The sequence below is a fragment of the Curvibacter sp. GW821-FHT09D12 genome (genome assembly GCF_059416245.1).
In genome coordinates, this window is record NZ_JBWKOU010000004.1 from 307904 (window position 1) to 323027 (window position 15124).

A 15124-nucleotide genomic window follows, 5' to 3' on the forward strand; every position below is an offset into this window, starting at 1 on the left:
ACCCCTGGGTGGACTGTGCTGTTGCCGTGTGATGGTTAAAATACTGTATAAATAAACAGCCCAAAGTAACGTCACCCCCTCGATTCACCATGTCTGCCCTTCTTCTGGATGCGATTCCCAGCCTTTGGCGCGCCAGCGACCTGGGGCGCAGCGCAGCACCGGTGTGCCCCAGCGGTTTTGCCGCGCTGGATGCCGAACTGCCTGGCGGGGGCTGGCCCTGCGGCCAGCTCACGGAGGTGCTGCAGCCCGAGGCGGGCTGGCGTGAGTGGCGCTTGCTGGCCCCCAGCCTGGCGCGGCTGTCTCAGCAAGGCTCGGTGGTGCTGGTGGGGCCACCGCTGGTGCCGCATTTGCCGGCGTTGGCCTGGCAGGGGCTGGCGCTGAGCTCCCTGATCTGGGTGCAGGCGAGCAGTCCGGCCGAGCGCCTGTGGGCCGCCGAGCAGGCCCTGCGCTGTCAGGCGCTGGCAGCCTTGCTGGTCTGGCTGCCACAGGGCCTGTCATCAGGCCTGTCGCAGGGCCTGCGGCGCCTGCAGCTGGCGGCCCAGGCCGGGCGCCAGGCCTGCCCGCCTGGCCTGTGGGCCTTGCGCCCCTGGGCGGCTCGGCAGCAGGCCTCGCCCGCACCGCTGCGCCTGGGCCTGCGCGCCGGCCCGACCGACGCACTGGAGGTGCAGGTGCTCAAGCGCCGTGGCCGGGTGCTCGAGCAGACCTTGCTGTTGCCTGCGGCCCGGCCTTCGCCCTTGCGGGCCGGGCCGGCCTCTTCGCCACCGCACCCGCCACCGCACACACCTTCGCAGACCCCGGTGGCCCCATCCCCCAACCCTTTCAAACCGGATCGCCATGTGGTGGATCGCGCTCTTGCCCGACCCCTTGGCTGAGCCCGGACCGGCGCTGGCGTGGTGGGCGCTGGGCTACACGCCGCGCGTGGCCCGGCTGCAGGGCGCCGTGGTGCTGGAGGTGCAGGCCAGCCTGCGCCTGTTCGGGGGGGCGCCGGCCTTGCTGCGCCGTCTGATGGCCGAGGCCGGTGCCCTGGGCGTGCAGCGCATCGGTGTGGCCCCCACGGCCTGGGCAGCCCTGGCCCTGGCGCGTTCGCTGCCCCCTGGGCAACGGCGCCTGCGCCGCTGTCATGCGGCCCGGCTGGCGGCCGCGCTGGATGCCTTGCCATTGCAGGCGCTGCCCGAGGTGGCGCAGCATGCCGAGCTGCTCCAGCAGCTGGGTTGCCAGACCCTGGGCCAGGTGCGGGCCTTGCCCCGCGCCGGCCTGGCGCGCCGTTTCGGGGCCGATCTGTCCGGCGCCCTGGACCGCGCCCACGGTCAACGGCCCGAGGTGTTTGACTGGCAGGTGCTGCCCGAGCAGTTCGAGCAGCATCTGGCCTGCCCCAGTCTGGTGGAGCAGGCGGCAGGCCTGATGTGGGGGGCGCGCCAGTTGCTGCAGGCTCTGGCCGTGTGGCTGGCGGCACGCCACAGCGGCGTGACCGGGGTGCGTCTGGCCTGGCGGCATGACCCGCGCCGGGGGTGCGAGCCGGGGGCCGAGCTGGTGGTGCACACGGCCCAAGCCACGCGTGAAGTGGCCCACCTGGAGCGCCTGCTGGCTGAACACCTGGCCCGGCTCACGCTGGCCGCGCCGGTGCAGGCCCTGAGCCTGCAGGCGCTGGGGGTGCAGCACTGGGGGCCCGACAGTGCCAGCCTGTTGCCCCAGGACCTGGCCGGGGGCGAGCCCCTGCCGATCTGCCTGGAGCGGCTGAGCGCGCGCCTGGGCCCAGGGCGGGTGCTGGCGGGCCGATTGCAGGCCGACCACCGGCCTCAGCACATGCAGCACTGGCAGCCCGCCATCGAGCGGCCGGCCTCTCCGGCCACGATTCGGCCAGCGCCCGCCACCGCCTGGCAGCCCCCCTGGTTGCTGCCCGAACCCGAGCCGCTGCGCCTGGTCGGCGAGCGTCCGCAGTATGGCGGCCCGCTGACCCTGTTGGCCGGCCCTGAACGGCTGGAGGCCGGCTGGTGGGATGGGCCCGGCGCGACCGACCCCGACCTGACCCTGCGCGACTACTTCATTGCCCGCAGTGCCCGGGCCGGCTTGCTGTGGGTGTTTCGCGTGCGCCCCTTGAACGCTCACCAGGGCAGCCCGACGCACTGGTTTCTGCACGGGGTGTTCGGATGACCCTGCCCGAACACCCTGCCTCGCCCCTGCCGGCCTATGCCGAGCTGCAATGCGTGTCGAACTTCAGTTTTCTGCGCGGCGCGGCCTGGCCGCAAGACTTGGTGGCGCGCGCCCAAGCCCTGGACTACGAGGCATTGGCCCTGACCGACGAGTGCTCGGTGGCCGGCGTCGTGCGCGCCCATGGCGAGGCCAAGCGCCTGGGTTTCAAGCTGATCATCGGGGCCCAGTTTGGCCTGCCGCCCGAGCCGGCGCTGGGTGATCCGGGCGGGCAACTGGTGCTGCTGGCCTGCAACCGACGCGGTTATGGCCAACTGTGCCAGTTGATCACCCAGGTGCGGGCGGGCCAGCCCAAGGGCGAATACCAGCTGGGCTGGGCCGATCTGCAGGCCAGCCCGGCGCGGCTGGCCGATTGCCTGGCCTTGTGGAGCCCCGATCGTGATCAGCCCCCTGAGACCGAGGCTCTGGCCCAGGTGGCCCAGGGGTTGGCGGCCAGCTTTCCGGGGCGGGCCTGGCTGGCCGTGCGCCGCTGGCTGCGCATGGACGATGCCCGCTGGCTGGAGGCCCTGCAGGCCGTGGGCCACGCCTGCGGCCTGCCCCTGGTGGCGGTGGGCGATGTGCACCTGCACCGGCGTTCGGACAAGCCGCTGCACGACGTGCTCAGCGCGATCCGCCTGCGTCGCCCGGTGGCCGAGTGCGGCCTGGAACTGCAGGCCAATGCCGAGGCGCATCTGCGCTCCCGGCTGCGCCTGGCCAGCTTGTTTCCGCCCGAGCTGCTGGCCGAGAGCGTGCGCGTGGCCGCCCGCTGCCGCTTCAGCCTGGATGAGCTGCGTTACGAATACCCGCCGGCCCTGGTACCAACCGGCTTGAGCCCGGCCCAGCACCTGCGCCAGGCGGTCGAGGCCGGGGTGCAGCGCCGCTACCCCCAGGGGGCGCCCGAGGCGGTGCGGGCTCAACTGGCGCACGAACTGGCCTTGATCAACGAGCTGGGCTATGAGAAGTACTTCCTCACCGTGCACGATGTGGTGTGCTTTGCCCGTCAGCGCCACATCCTGTGCCAGGGCCGGGGCTCGGCCGCCAATTCGGCGGTGTGCTTCTGCCTGGGCATCACCGAGATCGATCCGAGCCGCCACAGCCTGTTGTTCGAGCGTTTCATCAGCCGCGCCCGCAAGGAGCCCCCCGACATCGATGTCGACTTCGAGCACCAGCGCCGAGAAGAGGTCATCCAGTACCTGTACGGCAAGTATGGCCGGGGGCATGCTGCTCTGGTGGCGGTGGTGATCTGTTACCGAGCGCGCAGCGCCATCCGAGATGTGGGCTTTGCCTTGGGGGTGCCCGCGGCGGTGGTGGAGGTGCTGGCGCGCCACCAGCAGTGGTGGGATGCGCCGGCCGACCTGGAGCCGCGTTTGCAGAGCCTGGGGTTGCCCCTGGACGTCGCTTTGTTGCAGCGCTGGCTGGCCTTGACGCAGCAGGTGCTGGGCTTTCCGCGCCACCTGTCGCAGCACCCGGGCGGCTTTGTGCTGAGTGGCGAGCGCCTGGATGCCACCGTGCCCGTGGTGCATGCCCGCATGGCGGGGCGCACCTGCATCGAGTGGGACAAGGACGACATCGACGACGTGGGCCTGCTCAAGGTCGATGTGCTGGCCCTGGGCATGCTCAGCGCGTTGCAGCGCAGCTTTCAGTTCATGGGGCAGTGGCATGGCCGGCCCTTCGGCCTGGCCGATGTGCCCGGCGAAGACGGGCCCACCTACGACATGCTGTGCCGGGCCGACACGGTGGGGGTGTTCCAGGTCGAGTCGCGGGCCCAGCAAAGCATGTTGCCCAGGTTGAGGCCGCGTGAGTTCTATGACCTGGTGGTGCAGGTGGCCATCGTGCGGCCCGGGCCCATTCAGGGCGGCATGGTGCATCCCTACCTGCGCCGGCGCCAGGGCCTGGAGCCTGAAGTTTGTCCGCCTGGCCTGGAGGTGGCTTTGAGCCGCACCAAGGGCGTGCCCATCTTCCAGGAGCAGGTCATGCAGATCGCCATGATCGCGGCCGGTTTCAGCGCCGAGGAGGCTGACCACCTGCGCCGCAGCATGGCGGCCTGGAAGCGCAAGGGCGGCATCGGCCACCTGCGTGAGCGCCTGTTCGAGGGCATGCGTGCGCGTGGCTACACGCCCGAGTTTGCCGAAGCGATCTTCAAGCAGATGGAGGGTTTTGGTGAGTACGGCTTTCCGGAAAGCCATGCGGCCAGCTTTGCCTTGCTGGCCTATGCCAGCGCCTGGATCAAGTGTCACGAGCCGGCCTGTTTTCTGGCCGCCTTGCTGAACTCGCAGCCCATGGGCTTTTATGGCCCCTCTCAATTGGTGCAGGACGCACGCCGCCATGGTGTGGAGGTGCGGCCGGTGGATGTGTTGCACAGCGACTGGCTCAGTACCCTGGAGCCCCCGGGCTGGGCTGGGGCGCACCAGCCTGCGGTGCGCTTGGGCCTGCAGCAGGTCAAGGGCCTGAGCGAGGCCGCCGCCCGGCGTGTGCTGCAGTTGCGCCGCCGCGGCCAGCCCCTGAGCGTGGAGCGCCTGGCCCGTGAGGCCGGGCTGGACGCGGGCGACCTGGCCGCGCTGGCGGCCGCCAATGCCCTGGAGGGCCTGGCCGGGCACCGCCGCCAGCAGGTGTGGCAGAGCGCTGCGTTGCACCGCGCGCCCCGCCTGTTGCAGCACGCGCCGGTGCATGAAGCTCCCCTGGCCCTGCCCGTGGCCAGCGAGGCCGAAGCCCTGGCCCTGGACTACCAGGCCCTGGGTTTGAGCCTGGGGCGTCATCCGCTGGCCTTGCTGCGCTCCGAACTGGCTCGGCGCCACATCTTCAGTGCCGAGCAGTTGCAGGCGGTGCCTGGGCGACGGCGCGTGCAGGCCTGCGGCCTGGTCACGGTGCGCCAACGCCCGGGCACGGCCAAGGGCACGGTGTTTGTCACGCTCGAAGACGAGACGGGTGTGGTCAACGTGATCGTGTGGGCCCCGGTGGTGGCCGAGCAACGCGAGGCCTTGCTGGGCTCGCGCCTGATGGCGGTGGACGGGCTGTGGCAGCGCGAGGGCGATGTCTGCCACCTGGTGGCGCGTCGCCTGCACAACCTCAATGCGATGCTGGACCAGACCCTGGGGACGATGCGCCCACGCAGTCGCGACTTTCACTGACCTTGTCGCCGGTCGTGCGGCGCTGGCGCCGAGCGATGAGGGGGGCGGCCCAACTGCCACCGCCCAGCAAACCCAGACCACAGGCCAGGCCCAGCAAGCCCCAAGGGCCGAGCAGCGGGATGCTGTTCAAGGTGGATGGCCTGTCCTCCGTGGGCGGCTGGGGGCCATCGTCGGGGGCCGGCCCCAGGATGCGGATGTCCAGCGGGATGAGGTCGGGCGTGTCACCGGCCACCATCGTGCTGCCCGGGCTCCACCAGCCGGTGTCAGGCAGGCTCAAGGTGTGCTCGGGTGCGAGCACGGCCGCGCTGATCTGCTGCGCCAGCACCTCGCAGGTCTCACCGTCCTGCAGCAGCGCACTTTGACTGACCTGAGGGGCTTGCACGAGCAACACCTGCAGGCCGGAGTGACTGCAACGCAAGTTCAACTCGATGCGGGGAGGGGTCTGGATGGCGCGGCTGTCGCCCAGGTAACGGGGCTGCACCCGCAGGGTGGCGCTCAGCACCGGTCGGATGGGCAGCAGCAGCTCGACCGGGTTGGTGTCGGGGGCGATCACCCTGGGGTTGTCGCCCACCCACTGGCCGCTTGGGGGCAGCCGCAATTGCCAGCCCCGTGGCAGTTGGGCGGCGTGCGCCATGCGGGCCACCAGCAGGCACGACTCCTGGGCCTGCAGACCTTCGATCCAGCCCACCGCGGGCGGCGTGAAGCTGACCGACTGGGTGCCCGAACGATCGCACTGGCTTCGGATCTGGAGTTGCGGCGCTTGCAGGATTTTGAGCGCATCGCCGTCGTAGCGCACCTGGATGCTCAGGGCGGCCTGCATCGGCCCCGGGGGCGGTTCTTCAGGGGGCGCTTCTGTCGGTGTCTCGGGGGGGCTCTCGGTCGGGGTTTCCGGGCCTGGATCTGTTGTGTTCTGTTCGTCGGTCGGTGGGTCGGGCAGGTCGCCCTGGAAATCGTAGTTGTGGAATTCGCTGCCCTGGCCATCCTGGGTCAGGTCGCCTGCCACCAGCACCCGTCCGTTCAGACCGGGCAAGGCGTTGTACAGCGCGCCTTGCGCCACCAGCACGCTGCCCTGCCATTGAGCCCCACCGCCCAGTTTCACCAGGCTGGCCGCAGGAAAGTTCCACAGCATGCGCCGGGTGAGTTCGGTGTCGAACTGAAAGCCGCCGCGACCCGCGGTGTCGCTCATGTCGTAGTACTGCAGGCTGACGGTCTGGGTGCCCAGATGGTTGATCAGCACCGTGGCGCCCGCCGGGATGTCTTTCAGGCGCAGGCCTCCGCTGGGCAGGTCGGCCCGCAGATGAAACACCTGCAGAGCCGACTGCCCGTCGCCCTGAAGCACCATCGGATGCTGCCCATGCACCGTGCCGGTGGGGGGCAGGGTGGCCCAATGGGCGCTGCGCTGGGCCAGGCGGATGAAGTCCACCGGCGCTGCGGGTGGGGGCGTCTGGTAGCGCACGCCGCCGCGCGCCTGCACCTGACCCGCCCCCACACTAGAGCCGCCAACGATGACGTTGGAGCGCAGATTGGGCTGACCCACGGCCAGGATGGCGCTGGCCGCCACGGGCTGGATCTGCCCGCCCACCACCAGGTGCGGGGGGCTGCTGGCCTGATCCGCGTCCGGCGGTACCACGCAGGCCCCGGCGCCCACTTGCACCAGGTTGTAGTAAGCCTGGGTGCGCAGCACCAGATTGCCGGCCACGAACACGCGGCCCTCGGTTTCACTGCCCTTCAGCACCTGGAAGTTGCCACCGACCACCAGCGACCAGGCCTGGTCACGACCTTCGGCCCCCAGCTTCCGGCAGGCCGCTGGCGGCTGGTAGCGGCTGGGGCAGTCGGGGCCCAGACAAGGGCCGGTTTCGGCACCCAGGCCGCTGCCAGCGTGAGAAGACGTGCCGAGCAGGGCGCTCAGGCTGAGCAAGATCCGGAAGCCAGGGTGGAAAAGGGCAGAAGTCATGGCGGAACAGCGTTCATTTGCACCATCTTCCGTCGCTGACGCGAACGGCTTTTGTTGCAAATAAGCAGGCTGTTTGCCGCGATGCAAGGCTTGTCAGCAGGTGCTTTGGACAGGGGCTGGCAGCCCTGCTGCGCCAAGAGGGCGCACCTGGTTTTGCCCAGCAAAAAGCCCCTGGCCGCAAGGCTCAGGGGCTGCACAGATCGGGGGCGCCGAAGAGGCGCCGGTCGATCAGGGGGCTGGGATCACAGCGAGTCGATGAAGCTGCGCAGCTTGTCGCTGCGGCTCGGGTGCTTGAGCTTGCGCAAGGCCTTGGCTTCGATCTGACGGATGCGTTCGCGGGTCACGTCAAACTGCTTGCCCACTTCTTCGAGGGTGTGGTCGGTGGACATTTCGATGCCGAAGCGCATGCGCAACACTTTGGCTTCGCGCGGGGTCAGGCCGTCGAGGATGTCCTTGACCACATCGCGCAGACCGGCCTGCATGGCGGCGTCGATCGGGGCGGTGTTGGAGCCGTCCTCGATGAAGTCGCCCAGGTGGCTGTCGTCGTCGTCGCCGATCGGCGTTTCCATGGAGATCGGCTCTTTGGCGATCTTCATGATCTTGCGGATCTTGTCCTCAGGGATCTCCATCTTGGCGGCCAGGATGGAGGCATCAGGCTCGAAGCCGAACTCCTGCAAGTGCTGGCGGCTGATGCGGTTCATCTTGTTGATGGTCTCGATCATGTGCACCGGGATGCGGATCGTGCGGGCCTGGTCCGCGATCGAACGCGTGATGGCCTGACGGATCCACCAGGTGGCGTAGGTCGAGAACTTGTAGCCGCGGCGGTATTCGAACTTGTCGACCGCTTTCATCAGGCCGATGTTGCCCTCCTGGATCAGGTCCAGGAACTGCAGACCCCGGTTGGTGTACTTCTTTGCAATCGAGATCACCAGACGCAGGTTGGCCTCGATCATTTCCTTCTTGGCATCGCGCGAGGCGGCTTCGCCTTCGTTCATGCGCTTGTTGATGTCCTTGAGCTCGGACAGCGGCACCACCACGCGAGACTGCACGTCCATCAGCTTTTGCTGCAGTTCCTGGATCGGGGGGATGTTGCGGGCCATCACGGTGGACCAGGGCTTGCCGGCGGCCGCCTGCTTCTCGACCCACTTCAGATTGAGCAGGTTGGGCGGGAAGTCCTTGATGAAGGTTTCCTGGGGCATGCCGCACTTGTCGACGATGATGCGGCGCAGTTCGCGTTCCTTCTTGCGCACGTCATCGACCTGGGCACGCACCAGATCGCACAGCTTCTCGATGGTCTTGGCGGTGAAGCGGATGGTCATGAGCTCGGCAGACAGCTGCTGCTGAGTCTTCATGTAAACGGCGCCGCCGTAACCTTCCTTGTCGTAGATCTTGTGCATCTTCTCGAACAGCTCGCGCAGCTTGTCGAAACGCGACAGGGCTTCGCGCTTGAGTTCTTCGAGTTTCTTGGTCAGGGCCTTGGAGCCGCCCTTGCCGTCGTCGTCGTCGGCTTCGTCGAATTCGTCGAAGTCTTCTTCGGCCACGTAGTCGTCAGCCTCGTTGGCGTTGGAGAAGCCGTCGACGATGGTCGAGATGACGATCTTGCCTTCGCGGATTTCCTCACCCATGTTGAGGATTTCGGCGATGGTGGCGGGGGAGGCCGAGATGGCCTCCATCATGGCCATCAGGCCGCCTTCGATGCGCTTGGCGATTTCGATTTCGCCTTCACGGGTCAGCAGCTCGACCGTGCCCATTTCGCGCATGTACATGCGCACCGGGTCGGTGGTGCGGCCGAATTCGGAGTCCACGGTGGACAGCGCGGCTTCGGCTTCTTCTTCGGCTTCTTCGACCGTGGCAGCGGTCGGGGTCACGTTGTTCTGGAACAGGGTTTCGGCGTCGGGGGTCTGCTCGTACACCGCCACACCCATGTCGTTCAACATGGTGACCACGACTTCCATGGTCTCGGCATCCACCAGCTTGTCGGGCAAGTGGTCGGAGATTTCAACCTGGGTCAGGTAGCCGCGGGTCTTGCCCAGGGTGATCAGGGTCTTCAGGCGCGAGCGGCGCTTGGCCATGTCTTCTTCGGACAGGACAGTCTCGTCCAGGCCGAATTCCTTCATCAGCGCGCGTTCCTTGGCCTTGCTGATCTTCATGCGCAGGGGCTTGACCTTTTCGGTCGTGGCCGCTGCGGGGGTGGCTTCGACTTCACCTTCGAGGTCGGCTTCGATGTCGGACAGGTCCAGATCGTCTTCGCTGGATTCCTTGACCGCATCGGCCTTGGGCTTGCGGCCGCGCTTGGCACCGGTCTTGGGGGTCGCGTCCTTGTCGGCGGCAGCCTTGGGCGGGCGGCCCGGCTTTTTCTTGACCGGAGCGTCTTCGCCAGCGGCCGCGGTGGCCTTGGCAGTCTTTTTCAGTTCGTCGGAGGTGGCTTCAGCCTTGGGTTTCGATGCGGGCACTGTGGTGGCTTTCTTGGCAGACGGGGTCGCCGCCTTGGCACTGGCAGCCGTCTTGGCTGCCGGGGTCTTGGCGGTGGCTTTCGGAGCAACCTGGGCCGGGGCGGTGGACTCGGACTTGACTGGCTTCGCGGACTTTTGAGCGGGCATGGACAACCTCAGGATCAAACAGGGACACAAAGAAACGAGCAAGCGCCACATATCCCGGCGCGGGTGGCACGGCAAAGGGAGGCTTGGCGCAATTTCTTGCAGCTTGTTGCAGCCCTTCGCAGTTGAGAAGCAGGTAGCCGGGCAAGGCCTGGCAACGCGGTTCTCAGGGGCAAGATGTCTGGGCGAACATTTGGTGTGCAGTCCTTGCGGATGGTGGGCGCGTGCCCCGTCTAGGGGTGTGGTGCGGGCCCGGACCGGAGGTGCTGCTGTCGCTCTTGCCGATGCAAACCTTACATTATACCGATGTGGCCGCTTTTCAAGGGCCAGGCGGTACAAGAGTGCTTATTGGATGGCCACGCGCTGCAGATTCAGCTCGAGCTCGGTGCGGCGTTTGAACAGGGCACGGTAGCGTTCCAGGGCGGCCGGATCGTGTCGCACCGCCTCGATGGCCTCTTTTTCTTGCAGTTTGAGCTGCTCAACCAGCATGCGGTTGAGCACCCCGCGCAGCTCGGCACGCAATTCCTTGATTTCACCCTCGGTCTGAGCGTGTGAGCCGGTCATGAGCTTCACCGCCAGCGCTTCGAAGACCTGCCCGCGCAGGCTCTCGCGCAGCACCGCCCAGGGCACGGGCCCGTGTTCGTGGAACTGACTCTCCAGCCAGACGAACAGGGCCCCATGGGGGGGCGGCAACTGGCACAGCATGTCGTGGTCATCGTGGCCGAGGCTTTCCAGCGCGCTCATGTGCGACAGCAGCAGACGGGCCGCATGGTCAGGTCGCGTCACGGGCGGGGTGCGCGGGCCGTCGTCGTTTTCCTCGGGCTTGGCATTCCATTTGCCGCCCTTCCAGCCGTCGCGCGAGCCTTTGAACCCGTCTTTTCCGCCCTTGAAGCCGCCCTTGTCGAAGCGCTTGCCGGGGCCGGCCGAGGGGTGGCCGGTGCTGCCGCCGCCGGCATCGGGCCAGGCCCCCTGGCCGCCATCGCCATGCCAGTGGGGGGCGTCATCCGGGCTCGCCTGGCGTTGACCATGGCGCGGAACGGCGCCGGCATCGGGGCTGCCCTGCCACAAGGCTGCCAGGTCGGCGGTGGGCAACTGGGTCAGTTCGGCCAACTCGCCCAGCAACTGGCGCTTGAGCACGCCTTCGGGCAGGGCGCTCCACAGCGGGCGCGCGTTGGCGGCCATGTGGGCGCGGCCCTCGGCCGTGCCCAGGTCGCATTGCTCGCGGGCGGCCTCGATCAGGAAGCGGCTCAGCGGCAGGGCGTCGCCCACATGGCGCGAAAAGGCGTCGGGGCCATATTCACGGATGAAGCTGTCGGGGTCGTGTTCTGCCGGCAGGAACAGAAATTTCACGCTGCGCGTGTCGGTGGCATAGGGGATGGCTCCGTCCAGCGCCTTGCGCGCGGCGCGCCGGCCGGCGGCATCGCCATCGAAGCTGAACACCACCGAGTCGGTGAAGCGGAACAGCTTGTGCACGTGGTCGGCGGTGCAGGCCGTGCCCAGGGTGGCCACCGCGTTGGGGAAACCCAGTTGGGCCAGCGCCACCACGTCCATGTAGCCTTCGGTGACCAGGGCGTAACCCTGCTCGCGCAGCGCCGTGCGGGCCTCGTAAAGGCCATACAGCTCGCGCCCCTTGCTGAACACCGGGGTTTCGGGCGAGTTCAGGTACTTGGGCTTCTCGTCCCCCAGCACACGCCCGCCAAAACCGATGCATTCCCCTTTCACGTTGCGGATCGGGAACATGATCCGGTCACGGAAGCGGTCGTAGCGCCGGCCGTCCTCGTCGCTCACGATCACTAGGCCGCATTCGGCCAGCAGGGGGCTGTCGTACTCGGCAAACACGCTGGCCAGGCTGCGCCAGCCCTCCGGGGCGTAGCCCAGGCCGAAACGCTTGGCCACCTCGCCCGACAGGCCCCGTCCTTTGAGGTAGTTCACGGCCCGGGGTGACACTTTGAGCTGCTTGCGATAGGCGTCGCCTGCTTTTTCAAGCACCTCGCTGAGGCTGAGTTGCTTTTGCCGCTGTTCGGCCGCGCGGGCCTTGTCGTGCGGCGAGACATCGTCATCGGGCACCTGCAAGCCGTATTGCTGGGCCAGGTCTTCCACGGCCTCGCGAAAGCCCATGCCCGCGTGCTCCATCAGGAAGCCGATGGCGTTTCCATTCTTGCCGCAGCCAAAACAATGGAAAAACTGCTTGGACGGGCTGACTGAAAAGGAGGGCGACTTTTCGCCATGGAAGGGGCAAAGGCCCATGAAGTTGGCCCCGGCTTTCTTCAGGGGCACGTAGCGACCCACGATGTCCACCACATCGGTGCGGGCAAGAAGTTCCTGGATGAAAGACTGGGGGATCGTCACCCGCCTATTGTCCCCTTAAACTGTCAGGCGGACGGAACACCTTATATGACAAGCGGCATGCGACCCTCGGCTGGAAGGCGCGCCTTCTGGCGTGCGGGACTGGCGCAGACTGTCGTCTGGGCCAGCGGAGGTGCCTGCGCCCAGGGCTCGGGCGAGGGTGGGGTGGCTGACACCAGTCGCGTCTTGCGGGTGCTGGCCTGGCCAGGCTACGCAGATGCTGACATCGTCAAGGCCTTTGAGCGTCACTTTGAGGTCCGGGTTGAGCTCACCATCGTGGGGTCTGATGATGTGCTGCGTGAACGCCTGGCCCGGCGCGACCCCGACACTGGTGGGCCACCTTTTGACGTGCTGGCGGCCAACACGGTCGAGTTGCAGCGCTTGCGCGCCCTGAATCAGTTGTCGCCTTTGCCGCTGGCCTGGATTCCCCAGGCGGCCGCCCAACTGCCCCGCTTTCTGAAGCGTGAATCGATTCCGGGCCTGATGCAGGGGTCTCAGCTGTTCGGCATGCCTTTCACCTATGCCGAGATGGGGCTGATCTTCGACCGCCGTCAGATGACCCGTCCGCCGGATTCGATCCAGGCGCTGTGGGATGAGCGCTGGCGTGGCAAGGTGCTGGCATTTGACGGCAGTGCGCACAATTTCTCCATTGCCGCGCAGTCGTCCGGGCTGCCGCCGTTTCGCATCCCTGCCAGCCAGTTTGGCCCTCTGGCCCGGCATCTGGTGGCCCTGCGCCGCAATGTGCGGGCCTTCTACACCCAGCCGGACGAGTCGGCCGATCTGTTCCGTCGTCATCAGGTGGCCCTGATGTTTGCCAACTACGGTCGCCAGCAACTCAAGCTGTTGCGTGATCAGGGCCTGGATGTGGGCTATACCCTGCCGCGCGAGGGCGCCCTGGCATGGCTGGACTGCTGGGCCATCACCCGCCAGGCCCGCAGCCTGACCTTGGCCGCGCGCTGGATCGACACCATGTTGTCGGCTGAGGTCAGCCGTACATTCAGTCAGCGTCAGGGACTGGCCAACACGCTGGAAGAGCCGCCTGAGGTGGCTTCCGGTGCCTCGCTGCTGTGGCTGGAGCCCGTCGAGGACGAAGCCCGTCGGGCGGCGCTCTGGCAGCGCATCCGGGACGGCGAGCGGCCCGAGAGGCTGGCAGCATGAAGCCCGGCGGCATTGCCCTGCGGCTGAGCCTGCTGTTGGTGGCCTTCAGCGCGTTTGCTGCCGGCCTGGCCAGCCACTACACCTTTGTGAGCAGTCGCGCCATGATGACCGAGCGCGCCGAGCGCTACCTGTTGAGCACGACCGAGGTGCTGGCGCGTCACCTGCATTCCAGCCTGCAAAGCGTCTCGCGAGACGCCCTGGGGCTGGCGGCTCATGCGGCCGCCCGGTCCTTGCTGGAAGAGGGGGCAGGGGCTCATGGCCGTGCGCCGCAAGCCGACCGTGAGGTCATGGCTCAAGCTTTCGAGGCCCTGCTGGCCTCCCATCCCGCCTATCTGCAACTGCGGCTGATCACTGCGCGGGAGCATGGCCTGGAGCGGGTGCGGGTGCTGCGCGAGGGCGAGGCGCTGCAGCGTGCGCCGGAGCGCGACATGCGGGAGAAGGGGCATTTCCCCTATGTTTTCGAGGCCCTGGCCCAGCCGGCCGGGCAGGTGTATCTGTCTGAGTTCGCGGTCAACCATGACGAGTCTCCGGGGGCCAACGACATGCCCTCATTCACGGTGTCGGCACCTGTGGTGTTTCAGGGGCGTACCCTGGGTGTGGTGGCCTTGCAAGTGGCGGCCCGGCCTTTTCTGCAGGACGTGATGTCCAATCTGCCGGGCGGCTTCCAGCTTTACATGAGCAACCGCTGGGGGGATTGGCTGATGCACCCGGATGCCAGCCAGACCTTCGGGTTTGACCGTGGGCAGCGCGTGTTCATCCAGGACACCTTTCCCGAGGCCCAGGGCTTGATCAATGGGCGGGTCCAGTCGCTGGTCACCCGGGCCAGCGATGCCTATGGCGAACCCCTGGCGGCGGCGTTTGTGCGTTTGCCGGTCGGCGCCGAGGTGGATCAGCGTTTCCTGGTGCTCGGGCTGGCCCAGACGCTCAGCGTCATCGAGGGCGATACACCGCTCCTGGGCCGCAGCATCGTCCAGGTGCTGCTGCTGGTGTGTCTGGCGGCCCTGTTGATGGCGGTGCTGGTGTCGCGGGTGGTCACGGAGCCCCTGAAGGCGATGGTGGCGGCCACCCGCAGCATGGGCAAGGGGCAGCGTGTGATGGGGCTGCCAGTCGAGCGTCATGATGAGATCGGTGAGCTGGCGCGTGGCTTCCAGCACATGGAGGAGCAGGTCTGGCTGCAGATGTCGCAACTGCGCAGTCGCCACAACGCCATGGACCACCTGGCCCACCATGACCCGCTGACCAGCCTGCCCAATCGGCGCATGGTGGAAGCGCGCCTGGCCGAGGCCCTGGACCGGGCCGACCGTTCGGGCCTGGTCTGTGCGGTGCTTTTCGTGGACCTGGACCACTTCAAGAACATCAATGATGGCCTGGGCCATGAGGTGGGCGATGCCGTGCTGCGTGCTGTGGCCCAGCGCCTGAGCGATGACCTGCGCGCCGGAGATCTGGTGGGCCGCATGGGCGGCGATGAATTCGTGGTGGTGTGCGAAGGGCTGCAGGGCGAGGCGGATGCCGACCCGATCGCGGCCAAGCTGCAGGCCCAGTTTCTGCAGCCCGTGCTGCACCAGGGGCTGCCGATCCAGGTGCACGCCAGTGTGGGCATCAGCCTGTATCCGCGTGACGGGCACGATGTGCGCAGCCTGCTGTCCGACGCCGATGCGGCCATGTACCGAGCCAAGCAAAGCGGGCGCCTCAGTCGGCCGGCGGCCTGAGTGGCTCAGGCCCTTGTGGGTTGAAACGCCCGCGTAAGGCTGTCG

8 protein-coding genes are annotated in these 15124 nt (G+C 67.6%); 5 read left to right on the plus strand and 3 right to left on the minus strand.

What is annotated here, in order from left to right:
- Positions 1-89: 89 nt before the first annotated feature.
- Genes imuA through AC07PT_RS08595 form a run of 3 tightly spaced genes read left to right on the plus strand, consistent with a single transcriptional unit; the run spans position 90 to position 5315 of the window.
- Positions 90-872, plus strand: a complete 783-nt coding sequence (gene imuA, locus AC07PT_RS08585; RefSeq protein ID WP_494656419.1) for a translesion DNA synthesis-associated protein ImuA — start codon at positions 90-92, stop codon at positions 870-872.
- Positions 853-2151: a Y-family DNA polymerase gene (locus tag AC07PT_RS08590; RefSeq protein WP_494656420.1), complete on the plus strand. Its 1299-nt coding sequence runs from the start codon at positions 853-855 to the stop codon at positions 2149-2151. Before imuA ends, AC07PT_RS08590 begins: the two co-directional genes overlap by 20 nt.
- Positions 2148-5315, plus strand: a complete 3168-nt coding sequence (locus tag AC07PT_RS08595) for an error-prone DNA polymerase (protein WP_494656421.1) — start codon at positions 2148-2150, stop codon at positions 5313-5315. The genes AC07PT_RS08590 and AC07PT_RS08595 overlap by 4 nt, the downstream gene beginning before the upstream one ends.
- Here AC07PT_RS08595 and AC07PT_RS08600 read toward each other — a convergent pair.
- The 3 genes from AC07PT_RS08600 to dnaG form a co-directional block, all read right to left on the minus strand.
- On the minus strand, positions 5254-7269 hold the full coding sequence (locus AC07PT_RS08600; RefSeq protein WP_494656422.1) for a choice-of-anchor A family protein: 2016 nt from the start codon (positions 7267-7269) through the stop codon (positions 5254-5256). The genes AC07PT_RS08595 and AC07PT_RS08600 overlap by 62 nt on opposite strands.
- Before the next feature lie 242 nt (positions 7270-7511).
- Positions 7512-9869: an RNA polymerase sigma factor RpoD gene (gene rpoD, locus AC07PT_RS08605; protein ID WP_492346930.1), complete on the minus strand. Its 2358-nt coding sequence runs from the start codon at positions 9867-9869 to the stop codon at positions 7512-7514.
- A 342-nt stretch (positions 9870-10211) separates the two neighbouring features.
- Positions 10212-12215 (minus strand): DNA primase, encoded by a 2004-nt coding sequence (gene dnaG, locus AC07PT_RS08610; protein ID WP_492346931.1) that lies wholly within the window; start codon positions 12213-12215, stop codon positions 10212-10214.
- Positions 12216-12272: 57 nt separating this feature from the next.
- On the opposite strand from dnaG, the gene AC07PT_RS08615 reads away from it, so the two are divergent.
- Positions 12273-13370, plus strand: a complete 1098-nt coding sequence (locus AC07PT_RS08615) for an ABC transporter substrate-binding protein (RefSeq protein WP_492346932.1) — start codon at positions 12273-12275, stop codon at positions 13368-13370.
- Positions 13367-15079 (plus strand): diguanylate cyclase domain-containing protein, encoded by a 1713-nt coding sequence (locus tag AC07PT_RS08620; protein ID WP_492346933.1) that lies wholly within the window; start codon positions 13367-13369, stop codon positions 15077-15079. The genes AC07PT_RS08615 and AC07PT_RS08620 overlap by 4 nt, the downstream gene beginning before the upstream one ends.
- Positions 15080-15124 lie beyond the last annotated feature (45 nt).